The organism is Leptolyngbya sp. FACHB-8, assembly GCF_014695575.1.
Lineage (GTDB): Bacteria > Cyanobacteriota > Cyanobacteriia > Elainellales > Elainellaceae > Vacuolonema.
Map to the genome: position 1 here is coordinate 26,188 of NZ_JACJOO010000044.1, position 14,567 is coordinate 40,754.

The window sequence follows — 14,567 nt, forward strand, 5'->3', positions numbered from 1 at the left end:
GTTGCTCAATTCCGAAACCCTTTATCCTGTAATGAGGATGCTTGAAGCAGGTTTTCTGAGTGCTTTCATCAGAACTAGAATTTTGCATCTTTCAACCATCCTCTAAAAGACCTGTGTTATAAAAGCTTTTCGGCATGAATACTCCTGAGCTGTCGTCCCCATCCAAATCTCTCACCCTTGCTGTTGTCGGAGATGTCCATGATCAATGGGAGGCCCAGGATGAGCGGGCCTTGAAGCATCTGGGAGTTGATCTGGTTTTACTGGTGGGGGACTTTGGCAACGAGTCAGTGGAGGTGGTGGAGGCGATCGCCCACATGTCCATTCCCAAAGCCGTCATCCTCGGCAATCACGACGCCTGGTACACCGCTACAGAATGGGGCCGACAAAAGTGCCCCTACGATCGCACTAAAGAAGACCGCGTTCAACGCCAGTTAGATTTGTTAGGCCCAACCCACGTCGGCTATGGCGTTCTAGATTTTCCTGAGTTAGGGATTTCGGTGGTGGGTGGTCGGCCCTTTAGCTGGGGCGGTTCAGAGTGGAAATATGAGGCGTTTTACCGTCAGCGCTACCAGGTGCACAGCATGGCTGAGTCGACGGAGCGTATCATTGCCGCTGCCGCTCAAGCCACCCAGGAAAACCTTATTTTCATTGGCCATTGCGGCCCCTTTGGCTTGGGTGATGCCCCCGAAGACCCCTGTGGTCGTGACTGGAACCCCCTGGGCGGCGACTTTGGCGATCCCGATTTGGCAGAGGCGATCGCCCACACCCGCAGCCTGGGCAAGCACATCCCCCTAGTCACCTTTGGGCACATGCATCATAACCTGCGGCATCGGCGCGATCGATTGCGCCGTCCTACCCATCTTCAAGACGGCACCTTTTATTTGAATGCTGCCGCCGTCCCTCGCATCATTGAGGCCGAGGACGACTGTTTCCGTAACTTCTCCCTGGTCACCCTGAAAGACGGGGTGGTAAGCCACGCTTCTATGGTGTGGATTAATCAAGACCTAGGAATTAAGTCAAAACAGGTATTGTACTTTGCTGACGCCCCGGCCATTGCAGGTTAGTATAAGTAGATAAACCTATTACCAACTTCCTCAAGGCTGAAATTTCAGTAACCTTTTGAAACGCCCCTCTTGAGCCATGTCAATTTTTGTGTGCGGGCTTCGATCCCATCCAAAAATTAAACTCAAGATTTTGAGAGGTTTCTGCCACTTTTTAGGATGTCTAAACAGGGCGCTGAAAACACGTCTCAAAACGGGAGTAGGGTTTGGTTTGGTTAGAAGTTGGTATAAGATGAAGGAACACCTGGAGAGGTGGCAGAGTGGTCGAATGCGCTCGACTTGAAATCGAGTGTACCGAAAGGTACCGTGGGTTCGAATCCCACCCTCTCCGTTCCTGTTCCGCGACGTTGAACTAAACCCCTGAGTTCTTATCTCTTCCATCTTCAAGTTTATAGTCCATAGCATTCGCTTTAATCGGTTAATGCACCATTCATGCTGTAAGGAAGGTGCCTGATGCATTATTTAGTCTGGTGGGCGATCGCATTCCTATGCTTTGCATTCGGGTTTCGTTCTAGAGAAGAAGTGCTCCGTCTGACAGGAGCGGGAGTGGGAAGCATGGTTGGGCTTTACGGCCTGACTGCGGCTCCCGTTGGGATTCAGTTAACGATTGAATCTCTGGCATTAGTGTCCATATCCACGCTATATCTACGACGTAATCAGTACTTGTAAAAACTCCAAACCGGAACACGATTAAAAAGCCGCGCGATGCGCGGCTTTTTAATCGTATGACCGAACCCGATTGCGTCAGACCATACCAAGCAAGACGTGAGCACCACGCTTCCGTGGAGCAGAAGTTTGGCTATGGTAAGGAGAGGTGTGTGCTGAGCATCCACCTCCCCTCTATAAACCAGAACCATTAGCCCCCACAGATTTCTGTTATGACACGTCCCGGCAAATTAACTTATCCTCAAACGCGTACTGTTGATCAGATCGATGACTACTTTGGCACGTCTGTTGCTGATCCCTATCGCTGGCTTGAAGATGACCACTCTGATGAAACCGCCGCCTGGGTTGCTGCCCAAAATGAGCTAACCTTCGGCTATTTGGATAATATTTCCTATCGTGCTTCACTCAAAGCCCGATTGCAGGAGCTTTATAACTATCCCCGTTACTCGGCACCCTATCGACGAGGCGATCGCGTCTTCTTTTTCAAGAATGACGGCCTGCAAGATCAAAGCGTTGTCTACGTTCAACAAGGCTTAGATGGCGAGCCCGAGATTCTGCTCGACCCCAACACCTTTTCAGAAGACAAGACCCTGGTTCTAACGGCCTTTTCACCATCACGGAATGGGAAATACGCCGTATATGGTTTATCCGAAGGGAGTTCCGATTGGCAAACCTATCGCATCCTCAACATTGATACTCGGGAAACCTTACCCGAAGTTATTGAATGGGTCAAAGTCTCTTCTCCTGCCTGGTGCGGAGATGGTTTTTATTATGGTCGCTACGATGCACCCGAAGCAGGTACAGAGCTATCATCTCGCAATGAATTTCATAAGGTTTTCTATCACCGTTTAGGGACGCCACAATCAGAAGATCAATTAATCTACGAAGACCCTGAGCATCCTCTAAGGTTTCACATGGCCCGTACCACCGAGGATGAACAATATGTCATTCTTTACATCTCCGATCGCGGTCAAGCGAAGTTAGGAAACGCTATCTACGTCAAGAACTTAGCGACGGGAGATACAGAATTTACCCCTATTGTAGATAGCATCACCGATGAAACCTACGGTGTTGTTGATAATGTAGGCGACTCTCTTCTCATCTCTACGAATAAAGATGCACCCAATGGTCGACTCATTCTAGTAGACCCCCAAAAGCCCACGGAGGAGCACTGGCAAACTATTCTGCCAGAACGACCGGAACCCCTGCGAGATGTGGATACTGCTGGCGGCAAAATATTTGCCTCCTATCTGCAAGATGTCTCAACCCGAGTCTATGTTCATAGCCTGACTGGGGAACTGGAAAACGAAATTCTTCTTCCAGAACTGGGAACAGCGGGTGGCTTTGGTGGGCAGAAAGATGATGACTTTGTGTTCTACACTTTCACCTCCTTCACAACACCCGGCACCATCTATCGTTACGACATTACAACCCAACACTCCACTGTTTTTCGTGCCCCTGAACTCACCTTTGACCCCAGCCAATTTGAAACCCAACAGGTGTTCTACCCCAGCCCTGATGGAACTCGAATCCCGCTATTTTTGATCTCTAGGAAGGGGATTGAGCGGAACGGGAAAATTCCTACCTATTTGTACGCCTATGGCGGATTTAATGTGGAGATTTTGCCGAGCTTCAGTGCGAACCGGATTGCCTTGTTGGAACAGGGGGTGATGGTGGCGATCGCCAATATTCGAGGGGGTGGCGAATACGGTCGCACTTGGCACGAAGCTGCCATTCGCGAGAAGCGCCCCATCGCTTTTCAAGACTTCATCGCCGCCGCTGAGTATTTGATAGCTGAAAATTACACGAATCCCGATAAGTTGGCGATCGAAGGTCGCTCTAACGGTGGCTTACTAATGGGTGCTGTGATGAACCAACGGCCCGACCTGTTTAAGGTGGTGCTGCCGGGGGTAGGCGTGATGGATATGTTGCGCTTCCACAAATTCACCATCGGTTGGAACTGGATTGCCGAGTATGGCTCCAGCGACAACGAAGCGGATTTCCCCTACCTCTACAGCTACTCGCCCCTGCACAACATCCGCTCGGATGTGCCCTACCCGGCTACGCTGATCGTGACCGCTGATCATGACGATCGCGTCGTGCCTGCCCACTCTTTTAAGTACGCCGCTACTCTTCAAGCGCAACAGTCTGGGTATGCCCCCGTCTTGATTCGCATTGGCACTAAATCAGGCCACGGGGCCAGCAACCTCACCAAAGCCCTGGAGGAAACCTCAGACATCTACGCCTTCATCTTCCATCACCTGGGCGTAGAACCAACGTTTGCCTGAGCTCAGAGTTACGCCCTGCTAGCCAACCTGATTCGCTAATGGTCGGTATGGCAGCATGGGTTTCAAACATAACGTTGGTTTTGCATGGGCATGCTCCTGCAACAACATCATCATTGTTTCGCCTAAGCTAAAGCGAGAACTGCGTCTATTCCAGAGATTCCCATGCACATTGAAACGCTCGCTATCCATGCCGGACGACAAGCTGACCCCACAACTGGAGCGATCGCCCCTCCTCTCTACCTCTCCACCACCTTCGAGCAGGAACCCAATCGGGGCCTCTTATACACCCGCAATAACAACCCCAACCGCACCATGTTGGAGGAGTGCCTGGGGGCTCTGGAAGGTGGCGAAGTGGCGATCGCCTTCTCCTCAGGCAGTGCCGCCACCGCCAGTGTGTTCCAGGCTCTCCGTCCCGGTGACCATGTGATTGCTCCCAATGATGCCTACACGGGCACAACAGCAATCTTGCGATCGCTTCTGCAACCCTGGGGGCTAGCCGTTAGTTTTCTGGATATGACGGATCTGGAAGCGGTGCAGTCAGCGGTACAGGACAATACCCGACTAATCTGGATTGAAACACCATCCAACCCAATGTTAAAGGTGGTGGATATTGCAGCGGTAGCGGCGATCGCTCATCATGCTAACGCTCTTTGTGTCTGCGATAACACCTGGGCTACCCCACTATTGCAACGTCCGTTTGAGCTGGGGGTCGATCTGGTTGTCCATTCCACCACTAAGTATTTAGGCGGCCACAGTGATGTACTGGGAGGCGCAGTTATTGCCAGGGTAGATTCAGATACCGTTCAGCAAATTCGGCAAATTCAGGTCACAGCGGGAGCTGTTCCCTCGCCGTTTGATTGCTGGCTGCTACTGCGGGGTATCCAGTCCTTGCCCTACCGAATGCGGGGTCATTGCGAGAATGCTATGAAGTTGGCAACGTGGTTGGGCCAGCATCCGGGGGTGTCTGCGGTGCACTATCCAGGGTTGGAGGGGAATGCGGGGTATGCGATCGCCCGCAAGCAAATGACCGACTTTGGTGGCATGCTATCCGTCCAAATTCGGGGAGGGCGTGAGCAATCCTTAAAGCTACTGGATCATCTACAAATCTTCCAGCGAGCTACCAGCTTGGGAGGTGTGGAAAGTCTAATTGAACATCGTGCTACAACGGAAGGCCCCGACACCACTACCCCTGATGATCTGCTCCGCGTCTCTGTGGGCTTGGAACATCCCAGCGATCTGATTGCTGATTTGGAGCAAGCATTTCAGAAGATTCAATAAATAACTCAATCAACCTCACTTTGGGATACGTTGAAGTATCGTTTTTGAGTGCATGCAGTGCATGTCAAAATGGGCACTTCAGCTCATCTTGAATTGAGGTTATCTACTACGTAGCAAAATGCCTTAGCTCCCCTAAATCCCCTATGGAAAGAGGGTTTTCTGGCTCAAAGGCCCTCTTTCCATAGGGGATTTAGGGGGATCGATATCTGTTGAAGCTGTTCAACTTGTATTGGTATCAGAACTCACTTTATGCTGTTATTTAGCACCTGAAGTAGAGCGATTTTTAAGTTTCGTAATAGGTTCTCAAGACTTTCCGGACTCGAAAATTATTCGATTGAAACAACTATGAACTTTTGAATAAATCTTTTCCTGGCTTCCAGATGCAAGGTAAGCAAATGATAGAAAAAGATTACTTACCTCTATTTCTACTGAAGCCAGGACTAAAGGGTGCTTGAATGTTATTTTTTGGTGTCGTATGGCACAGAAAAACACTTCTATTGAAGGGTATTTAACACACTCTATATGCCAGTCAGTCGATTGTCTCGAAGAGTGCCTTTAGAACCACGAATTTTAGACACCCATAAACCACCGATAAGAATAAAAACTTTCCCCCAGCAAGATGCAGTTAAGTGCCAGATCTATTGCCTATAGGAGCTGAGAAGCGATCGCAAACCAACCTTCCTGTCACATATGCCAGTATACTACTATCTTGTAATCCAATTGTAGGAGTGGCATAGTTCACTAGGACGAACCCATTCGGGTGATGGTTTTATCTATATATCCCAGGCGTTATCGAATCCCAGGCGATTACGAATCATGAACACATTCCCCATTGGTTTTCAGCTTGGGCTGCCGACTGCATAAGAGTCAATAGCACTCGGTGGTTCTCGCATCAATCTTGGTCATTAGAGGCCCCCTAAAAATGAGTGAGAACTTCTTCTTACAGGCCATTGTCGAGTCTTACCCCGATGGAATTTTGATTGTCAACAATCATGGCTTAGTGGTTGCCGTCAATCAAAGTGCTCGTCAGATTTGCAAGCATTTGGATTCTGACGGACTGCCCGAGAGCCAGGTTCCCCCATCCATCTGGCGTATTTGCCGCTCCCTGTTTGAGAACCGCGACGAGTTCGGCGATCTTCCTATTATTATCGAGGATCGGATTGACCTTCTGCCCGTCGGTTATGTGCGCGTGCGCGCTCAATGGTTCATTCCAGATGCTACGAATCCCTGCATTATTGTCACCCTCGAGGACACCTTGCAAAATGCCCGTAGCCTCGTTAACGCAGAGAAGCGCAAGTACGGTCTAACAGAACGTGAAATGGAAGTGCAATTGCTTCGTCAGGTGCAATGCACCTATGAGTCCATTGCACAGCAGCTTCACATCACCGTAAATACGGTGAAGAAGCACGTTAAAAGCATCAACATGAAACGCAGCGCATCTCTTTACTCCTCTGACCATACGGTCTAGAGAGTATCTGTCGTATTGGTTTTTCGTGCCCGCGTGGCGCGAGAAACCAACATTTCAAAACCAATTCAAATTTGATGGCGATCGCCCCCCGATTGTTTGAACCGTGCTTCTACTGGCCCCCTTCAAACAATCCCTGAAGCTAGACGCCATAGCTAAGCGTGCGCCGGGATGCTTTTGGTTTAAAAGCATCCCTTTTCTCTGATCGGCACGGTTCATCAGACGGCTCCTTAGCGATCGGGCATCTCATAACCTGCCATTTTTTTTGTGATGGTCGCCTTGCCAACACCACAAAAAGAATGGCAAGTTGTTTTATTTGTGATCCTTAGGAGATTTCCAGATAAGAACTTCCCCATTATTTGGAAAAAAGGCGCGGCGAAGCCGCGCCTTTTTTCCAAATAATGGGGATATTGTTTCTCAGAAATCTCCTTAGCGATCGCTCCCCAATCGATAGCCCTTCCCATACACCGTATGGATCAACGGTGGCTCTCCTGCTGCTTCGATTTTTCGCCGGAGGAGACGAATCTGGGCCGCTAATGCATTACTGCTGGGTTTTTCTTCAGGCTGCCAGAGGTACTCTGAAATCTGGTCATGGGTCAACAACTGGTTGGGATGGCGCATGAAATACGCCAGTAAACTGGACTCCTTATCGGATAGCTCGATAGAACGGCCGGCGCGGTAAGCCAGTTGATTATCGACGTCTAATTCCAGGTCTTCCACTCGCAGGCGAGCATCAACAGGAACGCTAGGTTCCAGAGTAGGGGGTCGCCGCAGCAGTGCCCGCACTCGCGCTAACAATTCCCGTAGCTCAAACGGCTTCACGATATAGTCGTCCGCTCCGGCATCCAGCCCCAGAACCCGATCGTCAACAGTGTCCTTCGCGGTGAGGAAGAGGACAGGGGTGCGATCGCCCCGTTGTCGCAACTGCTGGCAAATTTCCAGGCCACTCATCCCCGGCAACATCCAGTCGAGAATCAGCAGGGCATAACCATTTTCTTCCGCTAACTGGCTTCCTGTCGTTCCCTCATGCACCACATCCACCACATACCCCTCCCGCTGCAAAATGCGGCTCAGGGGGTCGGTTAGCTCGGCTTCGTCATCGACGAGAAGGATACGCATAAGGTCTAAAACCGCCCATCCCACGTCCCCAGCACCGGAACCAGCGAATATTCCTTGCGTACCAAAGCTTCAAAGGCCAGGTGACGCACGGAGTAATTGTCTTTTTCTTCCAGTTCCATTTCGGCCAGGGTACGATTGCTCCCATTCGGGATAAAAATCGTTTCCCAACTATAGCCATTGTTACCACGCGGTTCCGTGGCGATCGTGCCCTCGACCGTGCCGACGTAAATGTTCATTTCGCCGTTATAAGTGGCAAGGACGGTTTTCGCGCGGGCGGTGCGTTCTTCAAAGCCGTGCATCATTTCACAGATGCCGCGATCGCCCGACCGTTGCATAAACCACTTCACCAAGGCACCTGGCAGACCGTTCCAGGCATCAATATAAAGCCCGGTGTCGTCTACCATCACCGGGCGGCGGAGTACTCCATAGGCGTACTTCACCTTGTGGACGGCAACCTCTTCCACATCAACGGATTGTAGTTCAGGGAGATCCAGACCGTAATGCTGGAGTTTTCGTCCCAGATACCGTTCAGCTTCCGCCAGCTTTTTCTGAGAATGGGTGACAAACAGAAACGTGTGCATTTAGGGAATAGGGACTGACCGAAGTAAGCGTTCAACCACCGCCTTGGCCCGGTTGCCTCCCGAAGGAATAATCCGGTGCGCTAGAACGTAGGGAGCCAGAAACTTCACGTCATCGGGGATGGCGTAGTCTCGTCCTTCCAGGAAAGCCAGTGCTTGGGTCGCCCGATATAGCGCAACCGTACCCCGTGGGCTCGCGCCCAGCACCACATCCTCATCCTGGCGAGTGGCCCTTACTAGATCAAGAATATAGTGCTGTAGCGATGTTTCAACGCGAACTGTGGCACAAAGTCGCTGAAGTGCTTGTACTTCCTCAAGACTAATGCACGGTTTTAATTCTCTTATGGTGGGGCTCTGATCTTCTAATCGATTGAGCATTTGGAGTTCCTCAACTTCCGTGGGGTAACCCAAACTGAGGGAGAGGGCAAAGCGATCCATCTGCGCTTCCGGCAGGGGGAACGTGCCCTGATATTCCACCGGGTTCTGGGTTGCAATCACGAAAAAGGGCGTCGGTACGAGGCGAGAATTACGGTCTACGGTGACCTGCTGTTCCTCCATCACCTCGAGCAAAGCCGACTGGGTGCGAGGCGTCGCCCGGTTAATCTCATCAGCCAGCAACACGTTAGTGAACACGGGCCCAGGCATAAACTCGAAATTGCCGCTGCTGGGATTCCAGATATTCGTCCCCGTGATGTCCGTGGGTAGCAGGTCAGGGGTACATTGAATGCGGTGAAACTCGCCATCAATGGAACGGGCTAGAGTTTTCGCCAGCAAAGTTTTTCCCACACCGGGCACATCTTCTAGTAGGGCGTGCCCCCCTGAAAACAGAGCCACCAAAACCAGGCGGATTGCCTCCGATTTTCCCACAATAGTTTGGCCGAGGTTCTGAATCAGCGGTTCAATACGTTCTCTCATGGGTTAGCCCTTTGGCAACACGGGAATAGCTCCATCATGACCAGTATTGGCTGGAAATGAAAAGAGTTTCTACCAGACAATCTCCTACTTCCGGCATAGGGACCCGGATTCAGACACAAATTCAACACCCGCTCGGTTGGAATGCTCTAAAGCCCTTTTGGTATGAACGTGACGCGTGCACCGGGCTTGCAGCATCCCTAGGCCAATGAGGTACGAGAGATGGATGTGAGACTTCGTCTCACATCCATCTCTCGTACCTCATCAGCTCGGAAAGATTGGTATGAAAGGGGTTCTCAATAAAACTATCTCAGGTACGAATACTTGAGGTTGGGAGAAATTCTCTAGGCATTTCGATTTCATCCCGAATTCATTTTTTTACGGCATAGTAAAGCAGGTATGTTTTTCAGCTAACCCTTTGATTGACGGTTCCTATGCGCTCTAAATCAATCTTTGGCGCCTTCGCGCTCTTGATGTCTTTGTCTGCCATATCTCCCACTCTGACAGCTTGCGCAAAGCAGATGGATCATGGCAGCGGCATGGGTACGACAGAATCCCCAACGACAACGGACCACGGAAGCTCCGGCAGCGCAGAATCCTCGACTGCTATGAGTCACGATATGGGCGACATGGACTTGGGACCTAAAGATGAAACCTTTGATCTACGGTTCATCGACGGCATGATTTTGCACCATCAAGGGGCAGTTGCGATGGCCGAAGATGCGCTCGAACATTCCAACCGTGACGAAATTCGCCAGCTTGCCCAGGCGATCGCAGCAGTCCAACAAACTGAAATTGAGCAAATGCAACAGTGGCGGCAGGCCTGGTATCCCGACGCTGGCCCAGAACCCATGATGTACCACGCTCAGATGGGGCACATGATGGAAATGTCTGAGGAGATGAAAGCTGCCATGATGATGAACGTGGATCTGGGAGCCGCAGACGAGGAGTTTGATCTACGCTTCCTAAATGCCATGATTCCTCACCATGAGGGTGCATTGGAGATGGCCGAGCAAGCTTTAGAGCGGAGCGATCGCCCTGAGATGCAAGAGCTCGCTCGCAATATCCTTTCCAGCCAGCAGCAGGAAATTGACCAGATGAACCAGTGGAAGAAGGATTGGTACGGTCAATAATGTTTAGTTTGGTTGTGGAGTGCAGGCCACAGCCAAACTGTCTCTACTCAACGTTGGGCAGTTCTCTCACTTGTGCAGTTTGCGGACTGAGAGCTGCCCAGCCTCATATAGACAAGCATGAACTATTGCTCTTCGCCCTGCTTTACGGGTTTATGACGGCGTTCAGCCCATTTTTCAGCTTGGGCAGTGGCAATGGCAATCGCCCGCCCTTCCTCGTAGCCCTCATCTAATAGAGCATTGGCAATATCAATGGCTTTACCCCGCACTTCAGAGGTCAAATTCTTCATGGAGGCGGGGTAATCTTTAGAATTCCAAGGCATAATTCGATACGAGTATCAACACTATCAACCTATCTTTTTAGGCATGCGAAGAAATCTACCGGATAGGATGTTTAAGCAATCGTTTTTATCAATAGTTTTTTGTTAGTTTTGCGGGTTCTGATACCGAAACTCAATCGATAAATTCAATTCGTGAAGTAGCACCTATTTGAAACTCATCACGGAAAAACAAATAACTGTTTACTGCTATATAACCTCCATAGAAAAGCTGAGCTGAATTTTAATTGTTCAGCTCAGCTTTTTAGTTTTTGGCTTGAGGATGCTTGCAATTTTGGCAAGGTCAAGAAGGGTTTGATTTTCGTACGCTGAGCGTACGAAAATCAAGGTATTAACTATCTATTAGATCAGACCCAGCCAGTGCATGAAACCTTGACCAGTGGTCAATTCAACCAGGATGGCGGCCAGGAAGCCGAGCATCGCTAGACGGCCATTCCACAGTTCAGCAGTGGGGTTAGAACCGAATTCAAACTTGGTGCCGAATTCGCCATACTTGCGCTGAAACTGATTTTCGTAACCGGTGGGGGGATTCTGAGGTCCGGAAGTCATGGATTCATCTCCTTAATGTTGGTTCGGGTTAAACCGCTCATGTGGTAGCGGCGCCCTGTGCTTGTGCTTTACATGAACAAATGTAACGAATTCCCTTTCGATTTATGGTCTATCAATAGTAGTGGGTTGGGAAAAAGTTTGACTCGTCTTTCGAAAGGGATTGAAATGTTAGCTGAAAACACTTTTTCGGCTAAATTTTCTAACGGTTACAATCGCTACTTTATTAACTTTGAGCGAACCCTTCATTAGTCTCTAAGAGATTTGATCATAGCAATCTAAAATTATTGCTCAGTTATGCTAGTAGAGTGATTTCATTCAGCAATATAGATAGAATAATCAGCTATTTTTAATATACTCATAAGTATTTGTTATGGCGCTTACAATTTGATGGATAAAATTTATGTCTATAACAGTGGAAGCCGCTACAAACAGGCTCAAACTAGCCTCTACCCCTACATTTAATATTTGCCCTTCAAAGGCTTTTCGATGGCATTTAAGCACCAATGCGATAGCTCTCGATAATTGATAGCCAGGCTGCCTTCGTTTAGAGATATGGAGTGCAAAGCGCTTCACACCTTTAAGTAACCCAAGGTCGGGTAAGGGTGTTTTGCGCCCACCAAAATGGGCACTTCAGCTTATCTCGAACTGCGGTTAGATAACGCGATACTAGTACGCTGAGGCGGAAATCCATCACCTATGTTTTTGTGTAGGGTGCTTCGCACCCTACACAAAAACATAGGTTGCGAACTTAGGCCGCAGCCTACTAGCCATAAGCAAGCGTGAAGCCGGGCAGCAACCTCCAGCGAAAGGACTCAAAGCAGAAAGGAGGGCTGCAACTTGTTGTACTGGCATCTTGAGGAGACCTGGCTGAAGGACTGCGATCGCCAGATTGGAAAAGCTGGGATCGGAGCGTTCAGATTCTACTTGTTTCAGCACTATTCGCCTATAGCTATAGCATTTAATGTTCCAGCTGACAGATGAAGCCTGAAACCGCAATCTCTAAGCTTTGGACAGAGCTTTATAAAGGCTTTTGACATCTGCTCTATAAGGAGTTAGCTATGCAACGTTTGCGCGAGTTATTTCAGCGGCTATCCCTGGCCCGTGTTTTGCTGGTTGCCTTAATCGGGATGCTACTCATCACGACCACGGCTTGCAACACGGGTGATGTGCGAGGTGCGCGCCCCGACAATCCTCCCGTGCAAATGGGCGGGAACAATAATCCTTATAAGTCAGGTGGAGATGGTTATACCGGCTTTAAGGCAACCGAAGATCCTGCGGTAGCAAAACCTCGCTCTTAGAAGCCGTTTGAAAGGTTGATTTTTCGTGCGCTACGCGTACGAAAAATCAACCTTCTCAGAACCTCTTTAAACAGTTTTTGGAGATGAGTTGTACTCATTCATATTCAAAAGAAAAAGGGCGGCACAAAGGACCGTCCTTTTTCTTTTGAATATAGGTAGACCTTACACAGAAATCGTGTCCTGCTGATTTTGCTTAGCCCGCTTCTGCTCGTAGAACTGCATCGCAATTTGCCCCATCCCATACAACAGAGCCGCATCGCTTGTTACCCCGACGGCTGCACCTAAGCCTGGGATGAGCTCCACGAAACTCAAGCCCGATTTCAACAAGCCAGAACCGCCAGAGAACAAGCCCCAGATGGCAATTACTTCACCCCGACGTGCGGAGTCTGTGGGGGAAAAGCCATAGAGCGTGGCAATGCGGTAGACCATGTTCGCCTGCAATGCGGCTACCGCACCCAGGTCTAATGCTGACAGTAGCAGGGCAGCAGGAGGAATAAAGTTGGTCACCAAACCAATCTGAGCAGCCCGCATGGAAGAATCGGCAATCACGCGACGAACCAATTGATCGGTGGAGTCCGTGGGATGCTGGCGACGCAATTCTGCCACTTCCTGATTGACTTTTTCTACATCCACCTGGCCCAAGGCAGCCATCAACCAGCTAATACCAGGCACCTTCGTGCCCATTTTGATGAGGGGATTTTCGGCAAAGGGGGTGACAACTTTGCCAATGGTTTCGGTTGTCTGCTCAGCCCAGGTGTGAATCGCATCCGTGTTGGGTGCCATCGATTGAGTGGTCTTCTGCATGTTGGTAGCGATCGCCCGAGGCACACTCATCGCGGCGATGAGCGCCTCCTGGGTCACATCCATCAAAAAGTCTTGCAATTTGTTATTCATGGTGGAGTCTACTTTGGAGGCTAGGTCATACCCTCACGGTAAAGACTCAAATGCGGGATGGCGTCTACCTTTCTGTAGGAATATCCCCTCTGTAGCATGGCAGTTATCATCACCTGCCCGAAACATGCCATACTCTGATTTAGCTTTTACCTCTCGAAAGCTTGATGGATAAAGGTTTCAAGAGGTAAAAGGCAGATATTCATTCTCCTTGTGTGTGATGGGTTCAACACATCCCGATTGGCAATTCGACGATCGCTTCCTTGAGATGCGGAGCCGCTGGTTCACTCTGATCGGCGAACACTGGCATGACCATCAAGGCACTCCGCTGGAATACTGGCGAGTCGAACGGGCACATTCTGTCGTTATCATCCCCATCCAGGCTGGGCAATTCCTCCTGCCACCTGCGCAGTTTCGCCCCGGCGTCAAACACGCAACTTTGGATTTTCCGGGAGGTCGATTACTGGAAGGAGTCCCAGCCGACGAAGTGGCGGTACGGATTTTGGGACGCGAGTTGGGCGTGAAGGAAGGGGCGATCGCCCAACTCACCCCCATTAATCCCAACGGCTGGATCGTCAACAGTTCCTTCTCCAACCAACAGCTTTTCGGTTTCGTGGCCCATTTGACCCCAGATGTCCCCATCCCTGAATCTCAAATTGGTAGCACCTACACGGTCAACCATCAGGGAGTCCAAAACTTGTTGACAGACCTGCTATGCCTGCAATGCCGAGCGTTGCTGCTTGACTGGTGGCTGCAAACCACTAGCACAAGCTCTTAGGAGGTTTCTGCATAAGAATTTACCCAGGATGTTGGTGTTTTGCCCGCGAAGCGGGCAAAACACCAACATCCTGGGGGGTAATTTCATTGCTGGAAATCTCCTTATACCGTTTTAATATGAAGCTGCGCCAAATAGGGCTTCGAGAATGAAATCGTAGGACGTCAATGACGCAACCCTTTCAGGGGAAATCTTGTCGAGTTCCGAGGTCAGGAGTTT

13 protein-coding genes, 1 tRNA gene and 1 pseudogene are annotated in these 14,567 nt (G+C 50.0%); 9 read left to right on the plus strand and 6 right to left on the minus strand.

Features of this window, described 5'->3' with window-relative positions:
- Positions 1–134: 134 nt before the first annotated feature.
- The 6 genes from H6F91_RS09480 (at position 135) to H6F91_RS09505 (ending at position 6,761) form a co-directional block, all read left to right on the plus strand.
- Positions 135–1,064, plus strand: a complete 930-nt coding sequence (locus H6F91_RS09480; RefSeq protein ID WP_190775697.1) for a TIGR04168 family protein — start codon at positions 135–137, stop codon at positions 1,062–1,064.
- Between the two features lie 243 nt (positions 1,065–1,307).
- Positions 1,308–1,392 (plus strand) — tRNA-Ser (locus H6F91_RS09485).
- A 122-nt stretch (positions 1,393–1,514) separates the two neighbouring features.
- Positions 1,515–1,730, plus strand: a complete 216-nt coding sequence (locus H6F91_RS09490; protein ID WP_190775698.1) for a hypothetical protein — start codon at positions 1,515–1,517, stop codon at positions 1,728–1,730.
- Between the two features lie 209 nt (positions 1,731–1,939).
- Positions 1,940–4,015: a prolyl oligopeptidase family serine peptidase gene (locus H6F91_RS09495; protein ID WP_190775699.1), complete on the plus strand. Its 2,076-nt coding sequence runs from the start codon at positions 1,940–1,942 to the stop codon at positions 4,013–4,015.
- A 162-nt stretch (positions 4,016–4,177) separates the two neighbouring features.
- The gene (locus H6F91_RS09500) at positions 4,178–5,293 is read left to right on the plus strand and encodes an aminotransferase class V-fold PLP-dependent enzyme (protein ID WP_190775700.1); all 1,116 of its coding nucleotides are present in this window, start codon (positions 4,178–4,180) and stop codon (positions 5,291–5,293) included.
- A 922-nt stretch (positions 5,294–6,215) separates the two neighbouring features.
- Positions 6,216–6,761 carry a helix-turn-helix transcriptional regulator gene (locus H6F91_RS09505; RefSeq protein ID WP_190775701.1) on the plus strand — a complete coding sequence of 182 codons (546 nt, stop codon included), beginning with the start codon at positions 6,216–6,218 and terminating at the stop codon, positions 6,759–6,761.
- Between the two features lie 426 nt (positions 6,762–7,187).
- Here the strand turns inward: H6F91_RS09505 and rppA are convergent, their stop codons facing one another.
- The 3 genes from rppA to H6F91_RS09520 are packed head-to-tail and all read right to left on the minus strand — an operon-like array spanning position 7,188 to position 9,370.
- Positions 7,188–7,877 carry a two-component system response regulator RppA gene (gene rppA, locus H6F91_RS09510; RefSeq protein WP_190775702.1) on the minus strand — a complete coding sequence of 230 codons (690 nt, stop codon included), beginning with the start codon at positions 7,875–7,877 and terminating at the stop codon, positions 7,188–7,190.
- Between the two features lie 5 nt (positions 7,878–7,882).
- Positions 7,883–8,458, minus strand: a complete 576-nt coding sequence (locus tag H6F91_RS09515; RefSeq protein ID WP_190775703.1) for a non-canonical purine NTP pyrophosphatase — start codon at positions 8,456–8,458, stop codon at positions 7,883–7,885.
- The gene (locus H6F91_RS09520) at positions 8,459–9,370 is read right to left on the minus strand and encodes a MoxR family ATPase (protein WP_190775704.1); all 912 of its coding nucleotides are present in this window, start codon (positions 9,368–9,370) and stop codon (positions 8,459–8,461) included. It abuts the gene before it with no gap.
- Between the two features lie 470 nt (positions 9,371–9,840).
- Here H6F91_RS09520 and H6F91_RS09525 point away from each other — a divergent pair, with 470 nt between their 5' ends.
- Positions 9,841–10,500, plus strand: a complete 660-nt coding sequence (locus H6F91_RS09525; RefSeq protein WP_242035711.1) for a DUF305 domain-containing protein — start codon at positions 9,841–9,843, stop codon at positions 10,498–10,500.
- A 161-nt stretch (positions 10,501–10,661) separates the two neighbouring features.
- Here H6F91_RS09525 and H6F91_RS09530 read toward each other — a convergent pair.
- Positions 10,662–10,820: pseudogene (locus tag H6F91_RS09530) on the minus strand (DUF2188 domain-containing protein); the annotation flags it as partial.
- 357 nt (positions 10,821–11,177) lie between these two features.
- On the minus strand, positions 11,178–11,384 hold the full coding sequence (locus H6F91_RS09535; RefSeq protein WP_190775707.1) for a chlorophyll a/b-binding protein: 207 nt from the start codon (positions 11,382–11,384) through the stop codon (positions 11,178–11,180).
- A gap of 1,058 nt (positions 11,385–12,442) precedes the next feature.
- On the opposite strand from H6F91_RS09535, the gene H6F91_RS09540 reads away from it, so the two are divergent.
- Positions 12,443–12,682, plus strand: coding sequence for a DUF6658 family protein (locus tag H6F91_RS09540; RefSeq protein WP_190775708.1), 240 nt, complete (start codon positions 12,443–12,445; stop codon positions 12,680–12,682).
- Positions 12,683–12,844: 162 nt separating this feature from the next.
- Here the strand turns inward: H6F91_RS09540 and H6F91_RS09545 are convergent, their stop codons facing one another.
- The gene (locus tag H6F91_RS09545; RefSeq protein WP_190775709.1) at positions 12,845–13,576 is read right to left on the minus strand and encodes a hypothetical protein; all 732 of its coding nucleotides are present in this window, start codon (positions 13,574–13,576) and stop codon (positions 12,845–12,847) included.
- 217 nt (positions 13,577–13,793) lie between these two features.
- On the opposite strand from H6F91_RS09545, the gene H6F91_RS09550 reads away from it, so the two are divergent.
- Positions 13,794–14,351 carry an NUDIX hydrolase gene (locus H6F91_RS09550; RefSeq protein WP_190775710.1) on the plus strand — a complete coding sequence of 186 codons (558 nt, stop codon included), beginning with the start codon at positions 13,794–13,796 and terminating at the stop codon, positions 14,349–14,351.
- The last annotated feature ends 216 nt before the right edge of the window (positions 14,352–14,567 follow it).

Coding starts and splice junctions, on each gene's coding strand:
- H6F91_RS09505 (WP_190775701.1), top strand. CDS start 6,216: ATGAGTGAGAACTTCTTCTTACAGGCCATTGTCGAGTCTTACCCCGAT.
- H6F91_RS09545 (WP_190775709.1), bottom strand. CDS start 13,576: ATGAATAACAAATTGCAAGACTTTTTGATGGATGTGACCCAGGAGGCG.
- H6F91_RS09495 (WP_190775699.1), top strand. CDS start 1,940: ATGACACGTCCCGGCAAATTAACTTATCCTCAAACGCGTACTGTTGAT.
- H6F91_RS09515 (WP_190775703.1), bottom strand. CDS start 8,458: ATGCACACGTTTCTGTTTGTCACCCATTCTCAGAAAAAGCTGGCGGAA.
- H6F91_RS09500 (WP_190775700.1), top strand. CDS start 4,178: ATGCACATTGAAACGCTCGCTATCCATGCCGGACGACAAGCTGACCCC.
- H6F91_RS09550 (WP_190775710.1), top strand. CDS start 13,794: ATGGGTTCAACACATCCCGATTGGCAATTCGACGATCGCTTCCTTGAG.
- H6F91_RS09540 (WP_190775708.1), top strand. CDS start 12,443: ATGCAACGTTTGCGCGAGTTATTTCAGCGGCTATCCCTGGCCCGTGTT.
- H6F91_RS09490 (WP_190775698.1), top strand. CDS start 1,515: ATGCATTATTTAGTCTGGTGGGCGATCGCATTCCTATGCTTTGCATTC.
- rppA (WP_190775702.1), bottom strand. CDS start 7,877: ATGCGTATCCTTCTCGTCGATGACGAAGCCGAGCTAACCGACCCCCTG.
- H6F91_RS09520 (WP_190775704.1), bottom strand. CDS start 9,370: ATGAGAGAACGTATTGAACCGCTGATTCAGAACCTCGGCCAAACTATT.
- H6F91_RS09525 (WP_242035711.1), top strand. CDS start 9,841: ATGTCTTTGTCTGCCATATCTCCCACTCTGACAGCTTGCGCAAAGCAG.
- H6F91_RS09535 (WP_190775707.1), bottom strand. CDS start 11,384: ATGACTTCCGGACCTCAGAATCCCCCCACCGGTTACGAAAATCAGTTT.
- H6F91_RS09480 (WP_190775697.1), top strand. CDS start 135: ATGAATACTCCTGAGCTGTCGTCCCCATCCAAATCTCTCACCCTTGCT.